Raw genomic sequence first — 16,268 nt, 5'->3', positions numbered from 1 at the left:
CGCCCCGGTTCAGAGCAGGGCATCGAGGCTGCGAACCACACGCTCGGGTGGAAAATCCGGGTACTCGTCCGGCACCCCCTTGCGGTTGACCCAGACGGGCCGGAAGCCGAAGGCGGCCGCCCCCGCCACGTCCCAGCGGTTGGAGGAGCCGAACAGCACGGCCTCGGGCGGGACGCCGAAATGCGTCGTGGCGATGCGGTAGGCCGCGGGGGCGGTCTTGAAGGTCCGGGCCGACTCGACCGAGATCACCGCGTCGAGATGGTCGGCGAGCCCCGCCGAGGCGACGGCGCGCTCCAGCATCGCGGCGTCGCCGTTGGACAGGATCGCGGTGCGCCAGCCCGCCGCCCGCAGGGCCCGGAGCGCGCCGGGCACCTCCGGATAGGCATCGAGATCGCGATAGGCATCGAGCAGGGCGGGCCGCAAAGCCCGATCGACGTCGGGATACGTCGCCAGCGCATGGTCGAGCGCCCGCTCGGTCAGGCTCCAGAACGGAACCGGCCGCTGCATCAGGCCGAACACCCAGGAATATTCGAGCTGCTTGGCGCGCCAGGTCTCGGACAGGGCGGCGGCATCCGGGCCGATCGCCCCGGCATGGCGCGACACCGCCGCGTGCACGTCGAACAGGGTGCCGTAGGCGTCGAAGACGGCGACGCGCGGGGATGCTTCTTCTGCCATGCGGTCTCCTCAGGCGCGCCGCAGGCGAACCCCGCACACGCGTAGCGTCGCCAACAACACTCCCGCATAGACCAGCGTTCCGGCGAGCCCCAGCACGCAGAGCACCGCGATCTCGCGCAGGCGCGGCAGGGCCGGCACCACGGATTCGGCGAGCGGCAGGCCATAAGAGGCGGTGGCGGCCAGCGCGGCGCAGGCCACGGTCACGCCCAGGATGGTGACGCCCAGCGTCCGGCCCGGTGCCATCCAGCCGCGCCGCCAGGCGAGCACCACCAGGAGGCCGAGATTGATCCACTGGCCGATGGCGGTGGCGAGCGCGAGACCGGTGACGCCGTAGGGGCCGGTGAGCACCACCTTCAAGGCCACGTTGACCGCGATGGCGGTCAGCGAGGCGATGAGCGGGGTCATCGTGTCCTGCCGGGCATAGAAGCTGGCGAGCGCGCTGCGCAGGAGCACCACGGCCGGCAGGGCGAGCCCGTAGGCGGCCAGCACCGAGGCCGCCCGCGCGGCATCCTCGGCCCCGAAGGCGCCGCGCTGAAACAGGGCCGTCATGATCAGGGCCGGCAGGGTGAGGAACGCCACCGTGAAGGGCGCCGAGAGGGCGAGGGAAAAGCCCGCCGCCCGGTTCTGCGCCGCGTGCGCCCCGGCGACGTCGCCGGCCGCGATGCGCCGGCTCATCTCGGGCAGCAGCACGGTGCCGGCCGCGATGGCGATGACCCCGAAGGGCAGCTGGTAGAGCCGGTCGGCGTAGTACAGGGCCGAGACCGCGCCGGTGGGCAGCAGACTGGCGATGATGGTGTCGGCGAAGGACGAGATCTGGAATCCGGCCGAGCCGATCACCGCCGGACCCAGCACCGTGAAGAAGCGCCGCATGGCCGGGTCGCGCAGGGTCGGCGCGGCCAGGGCCGGGGCGATGCCGGCGCGCCGGCAATCCCACCACACCAGGGCGAATTGCAGGACGCCCGACACCGTCACGCCCCAGGCGGCGGCGTAGGCGGCGTTCGGAAACAGCGATGCGGAGGCCAGGGCGGCCAGCATCGACAGGTTCAGGAGGACCGGCGCCCCGGCCGCCACGGCGAAGCGCCGATGCGCGTTGAGGAGGCCGGAGAACAGGGTCACCAGCGTCATGAACAGCAGGTACGGAAAGGTGATCCGGGTCAGCGAGACGGCGAGCGCGAAGCGCTCCGGGTCCTCGGAGAAGCCGGGCGCCAGGGCCCGGACCACCCAGGGCATCGCCGGCATCGCCAGGGCCAGGAAGCCGATCTGCACCAACAGCATCAGGGTGAAGATGCGGTCGGCGAAGCGCCGGGCCGCGCTCCCCGCCGGGTCGGCCTTCTCGCTCTCCGACAGGCTGGCGTAGCTCGGCACGAAAGCGGTGTTGAAGGCACCCTCGCCGAAGATCGCCCGGAAATGGTTCGGCAGGCGGAACGCCACCACGAACGCATCGGCCACCGGCCCGGCGCCGAGAATCGCGGCCATCACCACGTCGCGGGCGAAACCGGTGATGCGGGAGACCAGCGTCCAGCCGCCGACGGAGAGGATGCTGCGGATCATGGGTGGGGCTGCCGGGGCACGGGGCTTTGAGGATCGGGCGAGCCCTAGACCATGCCGGCGCGCACGGCGCAAACGCGGAACCGTTCGACGGAGAGATGGCTTGCACGTCGCACTGACGAACGGTCGATGATCGCTGAACCGGGTCCGTCCGCCCCCGCGCAGCAGGTCTCCCCGCCTTCACAGGTCCCGGCGCCGTCGCAGGACAAGCGCCTACACCACTACGCCGTCATTCCGGGTCGCCCGAGGCGAGCCCGGAATCCAGAGCCGCCGACCGTGCGAAATCTCGCACCCCCGCGTGTCTGGATCCCGGACTCCGCTGCGCGGCTCCGGGATGACGGCGTGCCGCTGGAGAATTCCGGTCAGCCGGTCTCCGTCAGCGACAGCCCTATCGTTCGGGCGCAAGCGCCTGTCCCGAGCCTCGCGCCGAGGCCGCAGGATCGTGGGGTCTTACGCGGTGGCTTCGCCGTACATCTTCTCGACGTGCTCCCAGTTCACCAGGTTCTCGATGAACGCCTTGAGGTAGTCGGGACGACGGTTGCGGTAGTCGATGTAGTAGGAGTGCTCCCAGACGTCGACGCCGAGGATCGGCTTGGCGCCGTGCACGAGCGGGTTCTCGCCGTTGGGGGTCTTCATGATGGCGAGCTTGCCGTCCTTGACCGCGAGCCAGGCCCAGCCGGAGCCGAACTGGCCGACGCCGGCCTGGATGAAGTCGGCCTTGAACTTCTCGAAGCCGCCGAGATCCTCGTCGATCTTCTTGGCGAGCGCACCCGGAGCGGCGCCGCCGCCATTGGGCTTCATCCACTGCCAGAAATGAATGTGGTTGTAGTGCTGGCCGGCATTGTTGAAGAGCGGCTGGTTGTTGCCGTAGGCGGAAGTCAGGACCTCCTCGACGCTCTTGCCTTCCAGGCCCGTGCCCTCGAGCAGCTTGTTGCCGGTGTCGACATAGGCCTTGTGATGCTTGTCGTGGTGAAACTCGAGGGTTTCCTTCGACATGTAGGGGCCGAGCGCGTCGTAGGCGTAAGGCAGTTCGGGCAGGGTGAAGGTCATGGGCAACTCTCCGGCTCGTGAGTCATCGGACACGATCAGGCGCGCGACCCGCGCGCGATCTTCGCACCAACGCGTCGTTACGTAAGTCGATGCCCGGGTGAAGTCGATGCCCTTCCGGGGCCGGCCCCATTCCCGGTCGGAGCCCGATCCGGTCGATCATCTTGACCGCGCGCCACGTGCGCGGAGGCGCCCGCCGGGCCATTCGGCGTTTTGCAAATGCCGGTCAGGCCTTTAGTGTGCGCGCCGCATCTGTAAGATGCAGGCGTTTGTCGAGAAGTCCATGAGCATCGCGCTGTTCGCGCTGGCCGCCGTCATGATCGTCGGAGGCATCGTATCGGTCATCCAGGGATTCCCCTACGTTCGGCTCGAGAGCGGTCTCGCCATGACCATCGCGGGCGCCACCACGGCTTCGGCCGGAGCCGTGCTGCTCGGCCTCGCCGTCGTCGCCGGCCGCCTGCGCGGGCTGGAACGGACGATGGCGGCCACCCGCGCGCCGGAGACCGCGCCTCCGGAGCCGCCGACGGCGGCGACCGACCCGGACAGCTTCACCGGGGGGATGGAGCCGGGCGTAGGTGCCCGCGGCCGCCCGAGCCTAGCCGCCACGGCTGCCAGCCTGGGCGCAGGATTTGGCGCCGGGGCAGGGCTCGGCGCAGGCGCAGGGCTTGGATCAGGCGCAGGGCTTGGATCAAGCGCGGGGCTTGGGACCACCGGCCGTCACGGCCTCGAACCGACCTTCTTCGATCCCGACCCGCCCTCGCAGCCGCAGCCGCGTGCGGTCGAACCGCTGCTGCCGAACCATCTGCCCGAGGACGCGCGGCCGGACGGCGCCTCCGCCTCGGACCACGACCTCTTCGCGGCTCCGTTGAGGGACACCCTCCGCCCCGGCATGCCCCTCGAAGAAGCCCCGCACGAGGATGCCCCGCACAACGAAGCCCAGCACGACGAAGCCCGGCACGGGACAGCCTTGGTCGAAGGAGCCTCGCCCCCGGACACTTTGCTCCCGCAACCGCCCCAGGCGGAAACCCCGTTCACGGAGATCGAGCCGGACGCAGCGGCGGCGACGCCCCCGCCCGCCGCCCCGATCGAAACGGTGCCGTTCGTGGAGATTCCGGCCGAGGAGCCTGCTCCGGAGAGCGCCCGGGAGAGCGCCCCTGCGAGCGCTTCAGAGACTGCGGCGGTTCCGACCAACGAGGCCGAGCCCGTCCCCGAGCCGGACCATCCGGTCGTGGGCACCTACAAGTCGGGCGGGAACACCTACGTCATGTACGCCAACGGGGTGATCGAGGCGGAGACGCCGCGCGGGCGCTACACCTTCGATTCCCTCGACGAGCTCAAGGCCTTCGTCGAGGCCGGCGGTGAAACCGACAACCGCGGCGCCGCCTGAGCGGCGCCGCGACCGGCACTCAGGCCAGCGGATTGAGCGCGGCGTTGCGGACAGGCAGGGGGGCGAGCATCGTCAGGGCGAAGCCCTCCGCCGGGTAGGCCATCGACACTTCCGCCCGGACCTGGGCCGTCAGCACCCGCTGGAGCAGGCGCGAGCCGAAGCCCTGGCGGGTTGGCGGGCTGACGGGCGGGCCGCCGCTCTCGACCCAGGAGAAGCGCAGGGTCCCGGCCGGGCCGCCGGGTTCCAGCGCCCAGGTGATGGCGACGCGCCCGTCGCGGGTGGACAGGGCGCCGTACTTGGCCGCGTTCGTGGTCAGTTCGTGGATCGCCATGCCGATCGGCACCGCGATCTCGGACGACATGTCGACCGGGGGCCCGGACAGCTGGATGCGGGCATCCCCGTCATCCGTTCCGGTCAGGGCGCCCTCGGCATAGGGCTTGAGTTCGTTGGCCAGCAGAGTGCGCAGGGAGGCGGTCTGCCACGTGTCCTCGGTGAGAACCGAATGGGTATGGGCCAGCGACATGATCCGCCCGACGAAGGCCTCGTAGAAGCTCTCGATGCTGGAAGCGGTGCGGGCGGTCGATCCGACGATGGCCTGGACGGTGGCCAGGGTGTTCTTCACCCGGTGGTGCAATTCCCGGATCAGGAGCGTCTGGCGCTCCTCGGCGAGCCGGCGCTCGGTCACGTCGGCGACGACCCCGATCAGGCGGCGCGGCAGGCGGTGGGGGGCATCGCGCTCGAAGCGCCCCGCGAAGTCGAGGGTGCGCCACGCCCCGTCGCTGAGGCGGCGGATGCGGCCCGAGACCGCCAGGGTGCTGTCCTCGCGCAGGGCCTGGGTGATGGCGGCGCGAAAGGCCGGGCGGTCCTCGGGGTGGAGCACGGTCTCGAGAAATTCGCGCTTGCCCAGGGCGCCGTCGGCGGCGCTGCGCCCGAAGATCGCGAACATGCGCTCGTTCTCCCAGATCGCCTGATCGTCGAGCATGTGCCACTCGAAGATCCCCAGGGCCGCCAGGGAGGTGGCGATGCGCAGGCGCTGCTCGCCGTCGCGCAGGGCGTTGCGGGCCTCGACCCGGGTGGTGACGTCCTCGACCACACCGACGAGGGCGGTGGTCCGGCCATGGCCTTCGGCCGCCGGGATGGCCTGCCCCCGGACCCCCACGTCGACGGCGGCCCCGTCGCGGGCGCGGCGCAGGCGGCATTCGAAGGCGAAGGGCTGGCCGTCCTTCAGGGCGGCGCGGACCTGGACCCGGATGCGGGCGGCCTCGCCAACGTCGAGGGTGGCCTTGAGGGCATTCCAGGACACCGGCATGCCGGGGGTGTAGCCGAGAAGGTGCGCGGCGCGGCGCGAGAGGACGACCCGCCCGTCGGTGAAATCGTAGCGCCACTCGCCGAGGCCCGCTGCCGTCAGGGCTGCTTGATTCTCCTCGGCCCGCACGACCTCGTCCGGGTCGACGGCTTCGACGACGAAGACCTGCCGGTCGTCGCGCATCGGCGAGGGCCGCAGACGCATGTCGAGACCGGTGCCGTCCGCGCGCATCCAGCGCCGGATGCAGGCCCGCGGGGCCACGGCGCCCAGGACCGAGAGAGAGCGCCCGTCGAGGGCACCGGCCGGATAACCCAGGAGGTCGCACAGGTAAGGATTGACGTCGCGGATCAGGCCGGCGCCATCGCTGACGAGAATGCCGATCGGTGCCTGTGCGAAGGCGGTGTCGCGCAGGTCCGCACTCCGATGCGGAGCCTGTTCCGAAGCTTCTCGCAAGCCCGGAGCTTCTCGCGAGCCTGAAGCTTCCTGCAGACCCGGAGCCTTCTGCCGATCTGAAGCGTCGTCCACGCCACATCCTCGCTCAGCGGGGTCCGACCTCGTGTCACGAACTCGCGGGCGAGTCCGACCGACAAGCGCGCACGCCATCGTCGACCATCAGACCGCTGAAGATCGGATGGAATAAGTCAGGAATGAGATGGCAATCCAGATTCGACGAACAACCCCCCTCCGAATGACGGCGTCGGATCTTTGATCCCCTGGGTCGATTTCGTGCGAGAGTTGCAGCCTGTCGGACGATGTCCTGTGCAACATTTTGGGGATGCCGGGGTTCGGCTTCGTTCAGGCGCCCGGTGCGACGCCCAAAACTGTCGCGACGCGGCGGAACTCCAGATAGCTCGGCGGCCGACCGGCGGCCAGCGCCTTGGCCTCGTAGCGCGTGCCGGGCCAGTCGGCCCAGGGCCGGGTCCAGTCTCCGGCCGCTTCGGCGGTCCAGGCCAGATCGGGGCAGCGCGCGGCGCGGACCAGCGTCCAGCCGGCGTAGTCGTCGATGTCGCTGGCGAAGCGGAAGATGCCCCCGGGCTTGAGCACGCGAGCGATCTCGGCCAGTGCGGCGTCGGAGACGAAGCGGCGCTTGCGCTGCCGGCGCTTCGGCCACGGATCGGGATAGAGCAGGTAGACCCGCGACAGGCTCGCCGTCGGCAGGGCCGCGAGCAGGGCCGTGGCGTCCTCGTCCCAGACCCGGACGTTGCGCAGATCGGCCTCATCCACGGCGCGCAGGAGCTTGACCACGCCGTTCACGAAGGGCTCGGCGCCGATGATGCCGGTGCGGGGGTTGGCCGACGCCTGGGCCGCGAGATGCTCACCGCCGCCGAACCCGATCTCCAGCCAGACCTCGTCGGTCGGCACCGGAAACAACGCGTGCGGATCGAGGTGTTCGCCCTGGGGCGGCAGGCTGAGCCGCAGCATCGGCAGCAGCTCCGTCAGGCGCTGCTCCTGGCCGGCGCGCAGGCGCTTGCCCTTGCGGCGCCCGTAGAAGGCGCGGTCGGCGCCCTCCCCTTCGGTCCCGCCTCGCTGGGGCGGGTGTGGATCCCGCCCCAGCGTCATGGGGTCAGGCCAGCGCCGACTTGAGGCTGTCGGCGAGATCGACGCGCTCCCACGAGAAGCCGCCATCGGCCTCAGGGGCGCGGCCGAAATGGCCGTAGGCGGAGGTACGGGCGTAGATCGGCTTGTTGAGGCCGAGCTTGGTGCGGATGCCGCGAGGCGACAGGTCGAAGGCGTTCATCAGCACGTCCTCGAGCTTGGCCTCGTCGACCTGCCCGGTGCCGTGCAGGTCGACATAGATCGACAGCGGCTTGGCGACACCGATGGCGTAGGCGAGCTGGATCGTGGCGCGCGTCGCGAGGCCGGCCGCGACCACGTTCTTGGCAAGGTAGCGGGCCGCGTAGGCGGCCGAGCGGTCGACCTTCGTCGGGTCCTTGCCCGAGAAGGCGCCGCCGCCGTGGGGGGCCGCACCGCCGTAGGTGTCGACGATGATCTTGCGGCCGGTCAGGCCGGCATCGCCGTCGGGACCGCCGATGACGAACTTGCCGGTCGGGTTCACGTGCCAGACCGTCTCCTCGGAGACCCAGTTCTGCGGCAGGGCCGCCAGGATGTAGGGCTCGACGATGGCGCGGACGTCGGCCGAATCGAGCGATTCGTCGACGTGCTGGGTCGAGAGCACGATCTGCGTGACGCCGACCGGGCGGCCGTTCTCGTAGCGGACCGTGACCTGGCTCTTGGCATCGGGGCCGAGCTTGGCGGCATCGCCCTTCCGGCCCTTGCGGGCGTCGGCGAGGTCCTTGAGGATCTTATGGGCGTAGTAGATCGGCGCCGGCATCAGCTCGGGGGTCTCGTCCGAGGCGTAGCCGAACATGATGCCCTGGTCGCCGGCGCCCTCGTCCTTATTACCGGACGAGTCGACGCCCTGCGCGATGTCGGCGGACTGCGCGTGCAGGTGGATTGCGATGTCGTTGTTCTTCCAGTGGAAGCCCGACTGCTCGTAGCCGATGTCCTTGACCGCCTCGCGGGTCAGCTCGGTCAGGTGATCGAAGGTCACCGAATCGGGACCGCGCACCTCGCCCGCGATGACGATCCGGTTGGTGGTCGCCAGCGTCTCGACGCCGAGGCGGGCCTCCGGCATGGCCGCCAGATAGGCGTCGACGACGGTGTCGGAGATCCGGTCACAGACCTTGTCCGGGTGACCTTCGGAGACCGACTCGCTGGTGAACAGGTAGTTGGAACGCGGCATGGAGCCCCCAATGGACTGAGCGCCCGGACGGATGGGGCGCCTTTATCTGAACGTCTCAGGCGCGAATGTCTGGCAGTCACGGCGCAGAGGGTCAAGCCGAAAGACCGGATAAATCCGCCATAGCGAACGAACCGGACGATAGATCAGCCCACGAGCTTGTCGTCGATGACTTGGAGCGCGGCGGCGAACTGGCGGCGCTCCGCCTCGGGAAAATGCGCCCTGACGTGGCGCACCACGATTTCGGCCAGTCCCAGCCAGGGGTTTTCGGAGGCATAGGTCTGCTGGGCCGGCTCGGAGAAACCGGGGCCGCTCCCTTCGCCGGCCGACGCCGTCTCCCCGTGGTCGAGGCCGTCGAAGAAATACGCGATCGGAACACCGGTCATCCGGCTGAAGGTGTCGAGATGGATGGCACTGATGCGGTTGGTGCCCTTCTCGTACTTCTGCAATTGGGCCGCGGACATCCCGAAGCTCTGGGCGACGCGCTTCTGGGTCAACGCAGCCTTCTTGCGCTGCTCCGCGATCCGCTGTCCCACATGCACGTCGCGTGCATCGGTCTTCTGTCCCGCCATTCCGCCCGACCCTCGTAAGCGGGTGAACGGTATGACCGGCACTCCCGGGCGTCAAACCGGCATCCCTGCGCGGCCCGCCTCCGGACCGCCGATCATGTGGACAATCAAACGCCGTCCCGCTTGAGGGCGTGCACGAGGCGGGCCGCGCCGGATTCCGCGTCCGGATTGCGCAGCTCCCGCATGCCCGGCGCCCGGCCGGTCGTCAGGAAGACGATCAGCGTCAGTGCCAGAATGATCTTGGAGCTCATCACCGCGGTCCCATCCGTTCAGGGATGGGCGGTCTAGCTTCGGCGGTGGGACAGAGACGCTGCGCCAGCGCACCTCGATTGGCCCTGGGCAGAAATCCGGGCGAACACGGTTAAGAAACGCTCGTGCCCCCTTCGTCGACCGGATCGGTCAGGAATCTTGACCGATCCTGAAAGAATATGTGGCACGCCTATATTTCTCGCAACTTCCTGATTTCTCAAGGTTTGCAGGATGCAAACCTGCTCTTCCGTGCCTATACTCTCGCCATACGGCACCGCAATGGCAGTGCAGGCAAGGACCCGCGCACAAGGTCCCGACACACGAAGGACTCTGCGACCTATGACGAGTGGACATCACCAGCAGACGGCCCAAATTCTGCCGTTCCGCAGCCGTCGCGATCTGGCGACCGACGCCTCGGGCCTGATCGGCAAGACGGAGGCGAAGGCGCAACGCCTGCCGCCGGCGGTTGCCTTCGACAGCTGGTATCATCAGGCCGCCATCGAGGACGCGTCGCGGACCCGCAAACCCTGACACCCGCACGCCCTGACACCCGCATGCCCTGACGTCGGCTCGCCCACGCTATGGATGCGATGTTCAGATTCGCGTCCACGCTTCACTGACGGGTCTCGCCCCCCCCTTGCCGGGCGGTATCAAGTCGGGCGGTATCAAGTCCTTGGCGAAGGGAAACGTCAGGCTCACGTCGCCGGCCGCATCGACCATCACGAGATGCGCGCCGATCAGGCGGGTGTCATTGGGTAATTCGCCTACCCGGTGGTCGCCGATCTGCGAACACATACCTCACGGCGCATGCGGATCTCACGGCGTATGCGGGCGGCCCTGATCCGTCCCACGCGGGACGCAGCCCCGCCAGCCCGCCAGGAGAAGCGCTCGGCGACGCGACACGTCGCACGCCCGAGCAAAGATGGTGGCGTCCCCGGCAGGTCTCGAACCTGCGACCCCAGGTTTCATCCCACTTCGGCTTCCGCCGCCGCACCCCCGAGGGCGCGTTCGTGGTCTGGACTATCCCTTCACCGTAGACCTCGTCGCCGAAGTCCTTAGGTGCCGCCCGTCTAGTCTCTACACCGTCCCGGTCCCCGTCGGGGCATCGGGCTTGGCTCGGGATTGGCTGTGTCCGCGAGAAGCGGACGTTGAGCGTTCCCCGAATTTGAGCGGATCCGCCGCGCGGTTTCCCCTCGCGACGCCCAATTGTGATCTAGGAAACCTGTGCTCTGTCCAGCTGAGCTACGGAGACTCACCGGGAGCGTTCCTAACACCATCGCACGGGGCCGCCAACCGGGCAGGCGCATTCCGGGCTCCGCCCCAAACTCCTGCGTGGCGATCGATTTGTGTGGCGATCTTGCCGCAACGCGTCCTGAACCGCTCCGAGACACCGAGACTTCCTTGTCTCGGCCCGATCGCGGAGGACAATGGCGCCGGATTCGCAACGGGAGCCGGGGGCCGGGTTCGTGACGATCGCGCAGCGACCATCGCCCTGCCGGTGGAGAGCGGGCTGGCTCCTCGGCCTTGCCATGAGCGGGTTGCCGGCGCTGTCGAGCCCGGCCAGGGCCGTGGCGCCGGAATGCCGTGAGGCGCCCGCGCGGGAGGACCGCCTCGTTGGGCTCGGCCCCCGGGGCGAACTGATCCTCGCCTCGGGCGCGCGGGCCGTGCTCGACGGGGTGCACTGGCCGGACGGCCCGGAGAGCGCCGAAGCCGCGCGGGCCTGGCTCATCGCGCGACAGGGCCGCGCCCTGACCGTCGTGCCTCGGGGTGAAACCGACCGCTGGGGCCGGTCACGGGTCGACGCGATCCCGGTCGAAGCGATCCCGATCCATGCGAGGGCGGGCGAGGCTGAGGCCGGCAGACAGCCGGAGGCCATGGACCTCGCGGCCGGCCTCGTGGCGGGCGGCCTCGCCGAGGTCGATGCGGGTGAGCGGGACAGCCTGTGTCGCCCGGCCCTCCTGGCCGTCGAGGCCGGAGCCCGGAGCCAGCGGCTCGGTCTCTGGAGTCAAGGCCGCCCCGAGGTCCGGGACGGGCCCGCCCTGCGCGAACGGATCGGCCGTTTCGTGGTGGCGGAAGGGACCGTCCTGTGGGTCGGCGAGCGGGCGCGACGGACCTATCTCGACTTCGCCCGCAAGGGTGAGGACGGGCTTACGGTAACCGTGTCGAAACGCACTTGGCGCCAGTTGCAGGAACGTGGTTTGCAGAGACCGGTCTTCCGGGACACGGATGGCCAAGATGTCGTTGGCCAAGATGCGGGTGGCCGGGGTGCGGACGGGAAGACGCCTGCGCCGCGGGCAACCGCTTGGCGTGGACGTCACCTCCGGGTCCGGGGCATCCTCGAAGCTTGGCGCGGCCCGACCCTCGACATCGCGAGTGCCGACATGATCGAAGTTCTGGACGGGGAGCAGGCGCAGCGGCGCTGAACGGCATGGGTTCGATCCTCCGCCTCACGATGCGCGCGACCGCCCGGCCGCGCGCGGCCCGTCGCGGCGCCCGGTGGGGCGTCCGCGCCGGCACCTGGCCGGTCCTCGGCCTGCTGCTCTCGGGCTGCCTTGGCGATCAGACCGGCGCGGTGCCGCAGACGGCAGCGGTCGCGGTGCCACGCGAGGCGCCGCGCACCACCGGACGCGAGCGCACCGCCTCGGATGCCGACCACGCCAAGCTGGTGGCGTCCTTCGGGGGCGAGTATCGCTCGCCGGCCGCGCTCAAGCTCGTCAGCGACGTGACAGACCGCCTCGTGCGCTCGACCGAGCGGCCGGAAGAGACCTACGCGGTCACCCTGCTCGATTCGCCCGTCATCAACGCCTTTGCGCTCCCGAGCGGCCGCCTGTACGTGACCCGGGGCCTGCTCGCCCTGGCCAGCGACACCTCGGAAATCGCGGCGGTGCTGGCCCACGAGATCGCCCACGTCACCCTGCGGCACGCCACGGCGCGCACCGAACTGGCCCTGCGCTCGCAGCTGGTCAGCAAGGTGGTGGCCGACGTGCTCAACGATCCCGTCACCGGCGCGCAGCTGCAGAGCCAGTCGAAGTTCGCCCTCGCCCGGTTCTCGCGCGACCAGGAACTCGAGGCCGACACCGTCGGCGTGCGCACTCTGGCCCGGGCCGGCTACGATCCGTTCGGGGCCGGGCGCTTCCTCACCGCCTTGAACCGCACCACGGCGCTGAAGACCGGCACCGGCATGGCCGGTGAGCCCGACATGCTGGCCACCCACCCGGGCACCACCGAGCGGATCACCCTGGTGACCCGTGCCGGCCGCCTGATCGGTGCGCCGGGCCTCGGCGTCGACGAGCGCGCCCGCTACCTCACGGCCATCGACGGCATCGCCTACGGCGACAATCCCGGCGACGGCGTCGTGCGCGGGCGCCGCTTCCTCCATCCGGGCCTCGGCATCGCCTTCGAGGTGCCTGAAGGCTTCTCGATCGAGAACACCCGCAACGCGGTGCTGGGCACCACCGGCGAGGGCAGCCGCCGCCTGCTGTTCGACCAGGTCGAGAGTCATCCGGGCCAGGGCCTCGACGAGGTGCTGAAGGCGACCTGGAGCGACGTGATCGAGCCCGGCTCCCTGGAGAACCGGATGGTGGCCGGCTACCCGGCCGCCACCGCCCTGTCGCGGGGCAAGGACTGGACCTTCCGCCTCGCCGCGATCCGGACCGGCGAGACGACCTTCCGGATGATCATGGCGGCCAAGGGCAGCACCGATCCGGACGGGGCCTTCCGACGCTGGACCGAGAGCCTGTCGTCGATCGATCCGGCCGAGACCCGCACCCTGCGCGCCCTGCGCCTCGTGGTCGTGACCGCGGGGCCGGGCGACACCGTCGAGACCCTGGCGCAGCGCATGGTGGTACCGGACAAGCCGCTGGAGCGCTTCCAGGTGCTGAACGGCCTCGAGCGCGGCGCGCACCTCCGGGTCGGCCAAGCCTACAAGGTCGTGGTCGAATAGGCGGCGCCGTTACCCGGCTCCGCCGCCAGTCGTCCGCCCCGTCGACCGTGCGCGCCCGCCCCGGATATCGGCTGAAGCACGATAGACTTGAGTTTTCGAGATTAGGAAAAAACCAAAGCACAATTCATGCGCGTAAGAACCAATAAGTCCCAGGCTCGCGCATGACCGAGCTGAAATGGCTCATGATATAGTTTATATTTTTACCTGGAACGACGGCTGATCTTCGGGTTATCCTATTCGGAACGGCCGCCCGCTGCGCCGGACTGATCTGCGGCGGTTGATTCCATCCCGTCGAGACGCGACATGATCGAGACCCTGACCGGCTTCCTCGACGGCACCAGCCTGACTCCCCACGGGATCTGCCTGTCGTGGCGGCCGGAGCTGATCTGGACCCACATGGTCTCCGACGCGATCATCGCGCTGGCCTACTTCACCATTCCGGTCGCCCTCGGCGTCCTCGTCACCCGGCGGCGCGATCTCGTCTTCGGATGGATGGTCTGGGCCTTCGCGCTCTTCATCCTGGCCTGCGGCATCACCCATCTGTTGGCAATCTGGACCCTGTGGGTGCCGGATTACGCCGCCGAGGCCGCGGTCAAGGCGGCGGCGGCCTCGATCGTGACGGCCGCCCTCCTGTGGATGCTGCTGCGCAAGGCCCTGGCCCTGCCGTCGCCCAAGCAGTTGCGCAGGGCCAACGCCGTCCTGCTGGCCCGCGTGCAGGAGCGCGACGCGGCGCTCGCCGCCCTGCACGAAGCCTCGGCCGAGCGCGACCGGGCGGAGGAGATGCTGCGCCAGAGCCAGAAGATGGAGGCGATCGGCGCCCTGACCGGAGGCGTCGCCCATGATTTCAACAACCTGCTCGGCGTCGTCATCAGCAATCTCGACCAGATCGAGCGCTTCCTTCCGGCCGAGAGCGGCATGCATCGCCCCCTGCGCGGCGCTCTCACGGGGGCGGAGCGCGCGGCGGCCCTCGTCCAGAAGATGCTCGCCTTCGCCCGGCGCCAGCCCCTGCGGCCGGCCCGCCTCGACCCGAACGGGTTGATCCACGACCTGACAGAGCGTCTGCGCGGGTCCCTCGGCGCCGTCGAGAAGCCCGAGCTGGTCCTGGAGCCGCAGGCCTGGCCCGTCTGCGTCGATGCGAACCAGCTTGAGAACGCCCTGCTGAACCTGGCGATGAATGCCCGCGACGCCATGCCGGACGGCGGCTGCGCCGTGATCCGCACCCGCAACATCCCGGCCGCCGAAGCGGCGCGGATCGCCGACCTGCCGGCGATCGATCACGTCGCCATCGTGGTGGAGGACAGCGGCACCGGCATGAGCCCGGAGACCCTGACCCGCGTCTTCGAGCCGTTCTTCACCACCAAAGCGGTGGGCGAGGGCACCGGGCTCGGCCTGAGCCAGGTCTTCGGATTCGCCAAGCAGTCCGATGGACATGCCGAGATTGTGAGCCGTCCCGGCCAGGGAACCTCGGTGTGGATCTACTTGCCACGCGACGGAACCCAGCTATCGTCAGTGCCTGCCGATGAAAAGACGGCACCAGCCGACCGCGTATCCCGCCTCGGTTTTGCCTGACGGAACGCGACGACGATGAGCGGCTCGCCCAAACCCAGAATCCTGATGGTCGAGGACGAGGCGCTTCTGCTCGAAGTCATTACCGCCGATCTCGAAGACTTCGGGTTCACGGTCGTCCAGGCCACCACCGCCGAGAGCGCCATGGCCATCCTGGAGGCCGAGACCGCGATCGACATCCTGTTCACCGATATCCGGCTGCCTGGGCAGATGGACGGGTGGCAGCTCGCCGAGGCGGCGCGACGGCTGCGTCCCGGCCTGCCGGTCATCTACGCGACGGGTTTCTCGCAGACGCCGCCCCGCCTGATCGAGGGCAGCGTGTTCTTCGCCAAGCCCTATCGGGCGGTGAGCCTGATCAAGGCGATCGCGTCCTTCGAGGTCGGGCCGGACGCGGCGTGACGCCGCCGAACCGTCCCAACCGCCGGGTCACCCTGGCGGGGCTGGCCGGCACCGCGGCGGCGCTGACGGCTGCGTCGGCCCGGATGGCCCAGGCCGGAGATGGGTCTGCCCCGGACGCACCCGTCCCCGCATCCGCACGGCCGCTGCGCATCGCGATGCTGCTCTATCCCGGCATGACCGCCCTCGATCTGGTCGGGCCGCAGGCGCTCCTGGCCGGGATCGCCGGAGGCGGGCTCCACCTGGTGGCCCGCACGGCCGGACGCGTCGCCTCGGATACCGGGCTCGCGCTCGTGGCCGAGGAGAGCTTCGAAACCTGCCCGCGCGACCTCGACGTGCTGTTCGTGCCGGGCGGCGACGGCACGCCCGGCCAGATGCGCGACGCCGACACCCTGGCGTTCCTGCGCGATCGCGGGGCGCGGGCCGGCTGGATCACCAGCGTGTGCACCGGTTCGCTGATCCTCGGCGCCGCCGGTCTGCTGCGGGGCTACCGCGCCACCTCGCACTGGTGCGTACGGGACCAAGTGCTGCCGCGCCTCGGGGCGATCCCGGTGGAGGCGCGCGTGGTGTTCGACCGCAACCGTGTCACCGCGGCGGGGATCTCGGCAGGCCTCGACTTCGCCCTGGCGCTCTCCGCGCGCCTCGCCGGCGCGGACGCGGCCCGCACGAGCCAGCTCGTGGCGGAATACGCCCCGGCGCCGCCGTTCGACGCCGGAACGCCCGCGGCTGCCGGCCCGGCCATCACGGCCCGAGCCCGGGCGATCCTGGGCCCGCTGATCGCGGGTTCGGAAGCGGCGGCTGCGGCGATGGCTGCGCGCCCGTGACGACCGTTCGGCCCGAAA

15 protein-coding genes are annotated in these 16,268 nt (G+C 69.9%); 7 read left to right on the top strand and 8 right to left on the bottom strand.

Going from position 1 to position 16,268, the window contains the following annotated elements; genetic code table 11:
• Window positions 1–9 precede the first annotated feature (9 nt).
• The 3 genes from ACV7NL_RS05250 to ACV7NL_RS05240 form a co-directional block, all read right to left on the bottom strand.
• Complete coding sequence (locus tag ACV7NL_RS05250) at window positions 10–675, bottom strand: haloacid dehalogenase type II (protein ID WP_463355108.1); 666 nt, start codon at window positions 673–675, stop codon at window positions 10–12.
• Window positions 676–684: 9 nt separating this feature from the next.
• Complete coding sequence (gene murJ, locus ACV7NL_RS05245; protein ID WP_056184768.1) at window positions 685–2,226, bottom strand: murein biosynthesis integral membrane protein MurJ; 1,542 nt, start codon at window positions 2,224–2,226, stop codon at window positions 685–687.
• 447 nt (window positions 2,227–2,673) lie between these two features.
• Window positions 2,674–3,273: a superoxide dismutase gene (locus ACV7NL_RS05240; protein WP_055946939.1), complete on the bottom strand. Its 600-nt coding sequence runs from the start codon at window positions 3,271–3,273 to the stop codon at window positions 2,674–2,676.
• Between the two features lie 280 nt (window positions 3,274–3,553).
• On the opposite strand from ACV7NL_RS05240, the gene ACV7NL_RS05235 reads away from it, so the two are divergent.
• Window positions 3,554–4,657 (top strand): ICP22 family protein, encoded by a 1,104-nt coding sequence (locus tag ACV7NL_RS05235; protein ID WP_463355107.1) that lies wholly within the window; start codon window positions 3,554–3,556, stop codon window positions 4,655–4,657.
• 19 nt (window positions 4,658–4,676) lie between these two features.
• On the opposite strand, the gene ACV7NL_RS05230 is transcribed toward ACV7NL_RS05235, so the two are convergent.
• The 5 genes from ACV7NL_RS05230 to ACV7NL_RS05210 all read right to left on the bottom strand — a co-directional run bounded on the left by ACV7NL_RS05230 (window position 4,677) and on the right by ACV7NL_RS05210 (window position 9,523).
• On the bottom strand, window positions 4,677–6,416 hold the full coding sequence (locus ACV7NL_RS05230) for a sensor histidine kinase (protein ID WP_056184772.1): 1,740 nt from the start codon (window positions 6,414–6,416) through the stop codon (window positions 4,677–4,679).
• 342 nt (window positions 6,417–6,758) lie between these two features.
• Window positions 6,759–7,523: a tRNA (guanosine(46)-N7)-methyltransferase TrmB gene (gene trmB, locus ACV7NL_RS05225; protein ID WP_463355106.1), complete on the bottom strand. Its 765-nt coding sequence runs from the start codon at window positions 7,521–7,523 to the stop codon at window positions 6,759–6,761.
• Between the two features lie 4 nt (window positions 7,524–7,527).
• The gene (gene metK / locus ACV7NL_RS05220) at window positions 7,528–8,706 is read right to left on the bottom strand and encodes a methionine adenosyltransferase (RefSeq protein ID WP_056480554.1); all 1,179 of its coding nucleotides are present in this window, start codon (window positions 8,704–8,706) and stop codon (window positions 7,528–7,530) included.
• 143 nt (window positions 8,707–8,849) lie between these two features.
• A complete protein-coding gene (locus tag ACV7NL_RS05215) occupies window positions 8,850–9,275 on the bottom strand; it encodes a helix-turn-helix domain-containing protein (RefSeq protein ID WP_056480553.1) in 426 nt (141 codons plus the stop codon).
• A 104-nt stretch (window positions 9,276–9,379) separates the two neighbouring features.
• The gene (locus ACV7NL_RS05210; RefSeq protein ID WP_200935813.1) at window positions 9,380–9,523 is read right to left on the bottom strand and encodes a hypothetical protein; all 144 of its coding nucleotides are present in this window, start codon (window positions 9,521–9,523) and stop codon (window positions 9,380–9,382) included.
• A gap of 337 nt (window positions 9,524–9,860) precedes the next feature.
• Here ACV7NL_RS05210 and ACV7NL_RS05205 point away from each other — a divergent pair, with 337 nt between their 5' ends.
• The 6 genes from ACV7NL_RS05205 (at window position 9,861) to ACV7NL_RS05180 (ending at window position 16,250) form a co-directional block, all read left to right on the top strand.
• Window positions 9,861–10,052: a DUF2735 domain-containing protein gene (locus tag ACV7NL_RS05205; RefSeq protein WP_056480551.1), complete on the top strand. Its 192-nt coding sequence runs from the start codon at window positions 9,861–9,863 to the stop codon at window positions 10,050–10,052.
• A 998-nt stretch (window positions 10,053–11,050) separates the two neighbouring features.
• A complete protein-coding gene (locus ACV7NL_RS05200) occupies window positions 11,051–11,944 on the top strand; it encodes a thermonuclease family protein (RefSeq protein ID WP_463355105.1) in 894 nt (297 codons plus the stop codon).
• A 29-nt stretch (window positions 11,945–11,973) separates the two neighbouring features.
• Window positions 11,974–13,464, top strand: a complete 1,491-nt coding sequence (locus ACV7NL_RS05195) for a M48 family metalloprotease (protein ID WP_463357059.1) — start codon at window positions 11,974–11,976, stop codon at window positions 13,462–13,464.
• Window positions 13,465–13,767: 303 nt separating this feature from the next.
• Window positions 13,768–15,033, top strand: coding sequence for a sensor histidine kinase (locus ACV7NL_RS05190; protein ID WP_463355104.1), 1,266 nt, complete (start codon window positions 13,768–13,770; stop codon window positions 15,031–15,033).
• A gap of 15 nt (window positions 15,034–15,048) precedes the next feature.
• Window positions 15,049–15,429, top strand: a complete 381-nt coding sequence (locus ACV7NL_RS05185) for a response regulator (protein WP_056186984.1) — start codon at window positions 15,049–15,051, stop codon at window positions 15,427–15,429.
• A 155-nt stretch (window positions 15,430–15,584) separates the two neighbouring features.
• A complete protein-coding gene (locus tag ACV7NL_RS05180; RefSeq protein ID WP_463357058.1) occupies window positions 15,585–16,250 on the top strand; it encodes a DJ-1/PfpI family protein in 666 nt (221 codons plus the stop codon).
• The last annotated feature ends 18 nt before the right edge of the window (window positions 16,251–16,268 follow it).

The organism is Methylobacterium sp. Ger2507, from assembly GCF_055231875.1.
This window is presented reverse-complemented; position numbering and strand designations above follow the sequence as displayed.

Excerpts from the sequence above, each read along its gene's own strand:
- ACV7NL_RS05250 (WP_463355108.1), bottom strand. The coding sequence starts at position 675 with ATGGCAGAAGAAGCATCCCCGCGCGTCGCCGTCTTCGACGCCTACGGC.
- murJ (WP_056184768.1), bottom strand. The coding sequence starts at position 2,226 with ATGATCCGCAGCATCCTCTCCGTCGGCGGCTGGACGCTGGTCTCCCGC.
- ACV7NL_RS05240 (WP_055946939.1), bottom strand. The coding sequence starts at position 3,273 with ATGACCTTCACCCTGCCCGAACTGCCTTACGCCTACGACGCGCTCGGC.
- ACV7NL_RS05235 (WP_463355107.1), top strand. The coding sequence starts at position 3,554 with ATGAGCATCGCGCTGTTCGCGCTGGCCGCCGTCATGATCGTCGGAGGC.
- trmB (WP_463355106.1), bottom strand. The coding sequence starts at position 7,523 with ATGACGCTGGGGCGGGATCCACACCCGCCCCAGCGAGGCGGGACCGAA.
- metK (WP_056480554.1), bottom strand. The coding sequence starts at position 8,706 with ATGCCGCGTTCCAACTACCTGTTCACCAGCGAGTCGGTCTCCGAAGGT.
- ACV7NL_RS05215 (WP_056480553.1), bottom strand. The coding sequence starts at position 9,275 with ATGGCGGGACAGAAGACCGATGCACGCGACGTGCATGTGGGACAGCGG.
- ACV7NL_RS05210 (WP_200935813.1), bottom strand. The coding sequence starts at position 9,523 with ATGAGCTCCAAGATCATTCTGGCACTGACGCTGATCGTCTTCCTGACG.
- ACV7NL_RS05205 (WP_056480551.1), top strand. The coding sequence starts at position 9,861 with ATGACGAGTGGACATCACCAGCAGACGGCCCAAATTCTGCCGTTCCGC.
- ACV7NL_RS05200 (WP_463355105.1), top strand. The coding sequence starts at position 11,051 with ATGAGCGGGTTGCCGGCGCTGTCGAGCCCGGCCAGGGCCGTGGCGCCG.
- ACV7NL_RS05195 (WP_463357059.1), top strand. The coding sequence starts at position 11,974 with ATGCGCGCGACCGCCCGGCCGCGCGCGGCCCGTCGCGGCGCCCGGTGG.
- ACV7NL_RS05190 (WP_463355104.1), top strand. The coding sequence starts at position 13,768 with ATGATCGAGACCCTGACCGGCTTCCTCGACGGCACCAGCCTGACTCCC.
- ACV7NL_RS05185 (WP_056186984.1), top strand. The coding sequence starts at position 15,049 with ATGAGCGGCTCGCCCAAACCCAGAATCCTGATGGTCGAGGACGAGGCG.
- ACV7NL_RS05180 (WP_463357058.1), top strand. The coding sequence starts at position 15,585 with ATGCTGCTCTATCCCGGCATGACCGCCCTCGATCTGGTCGGGCCGCAG.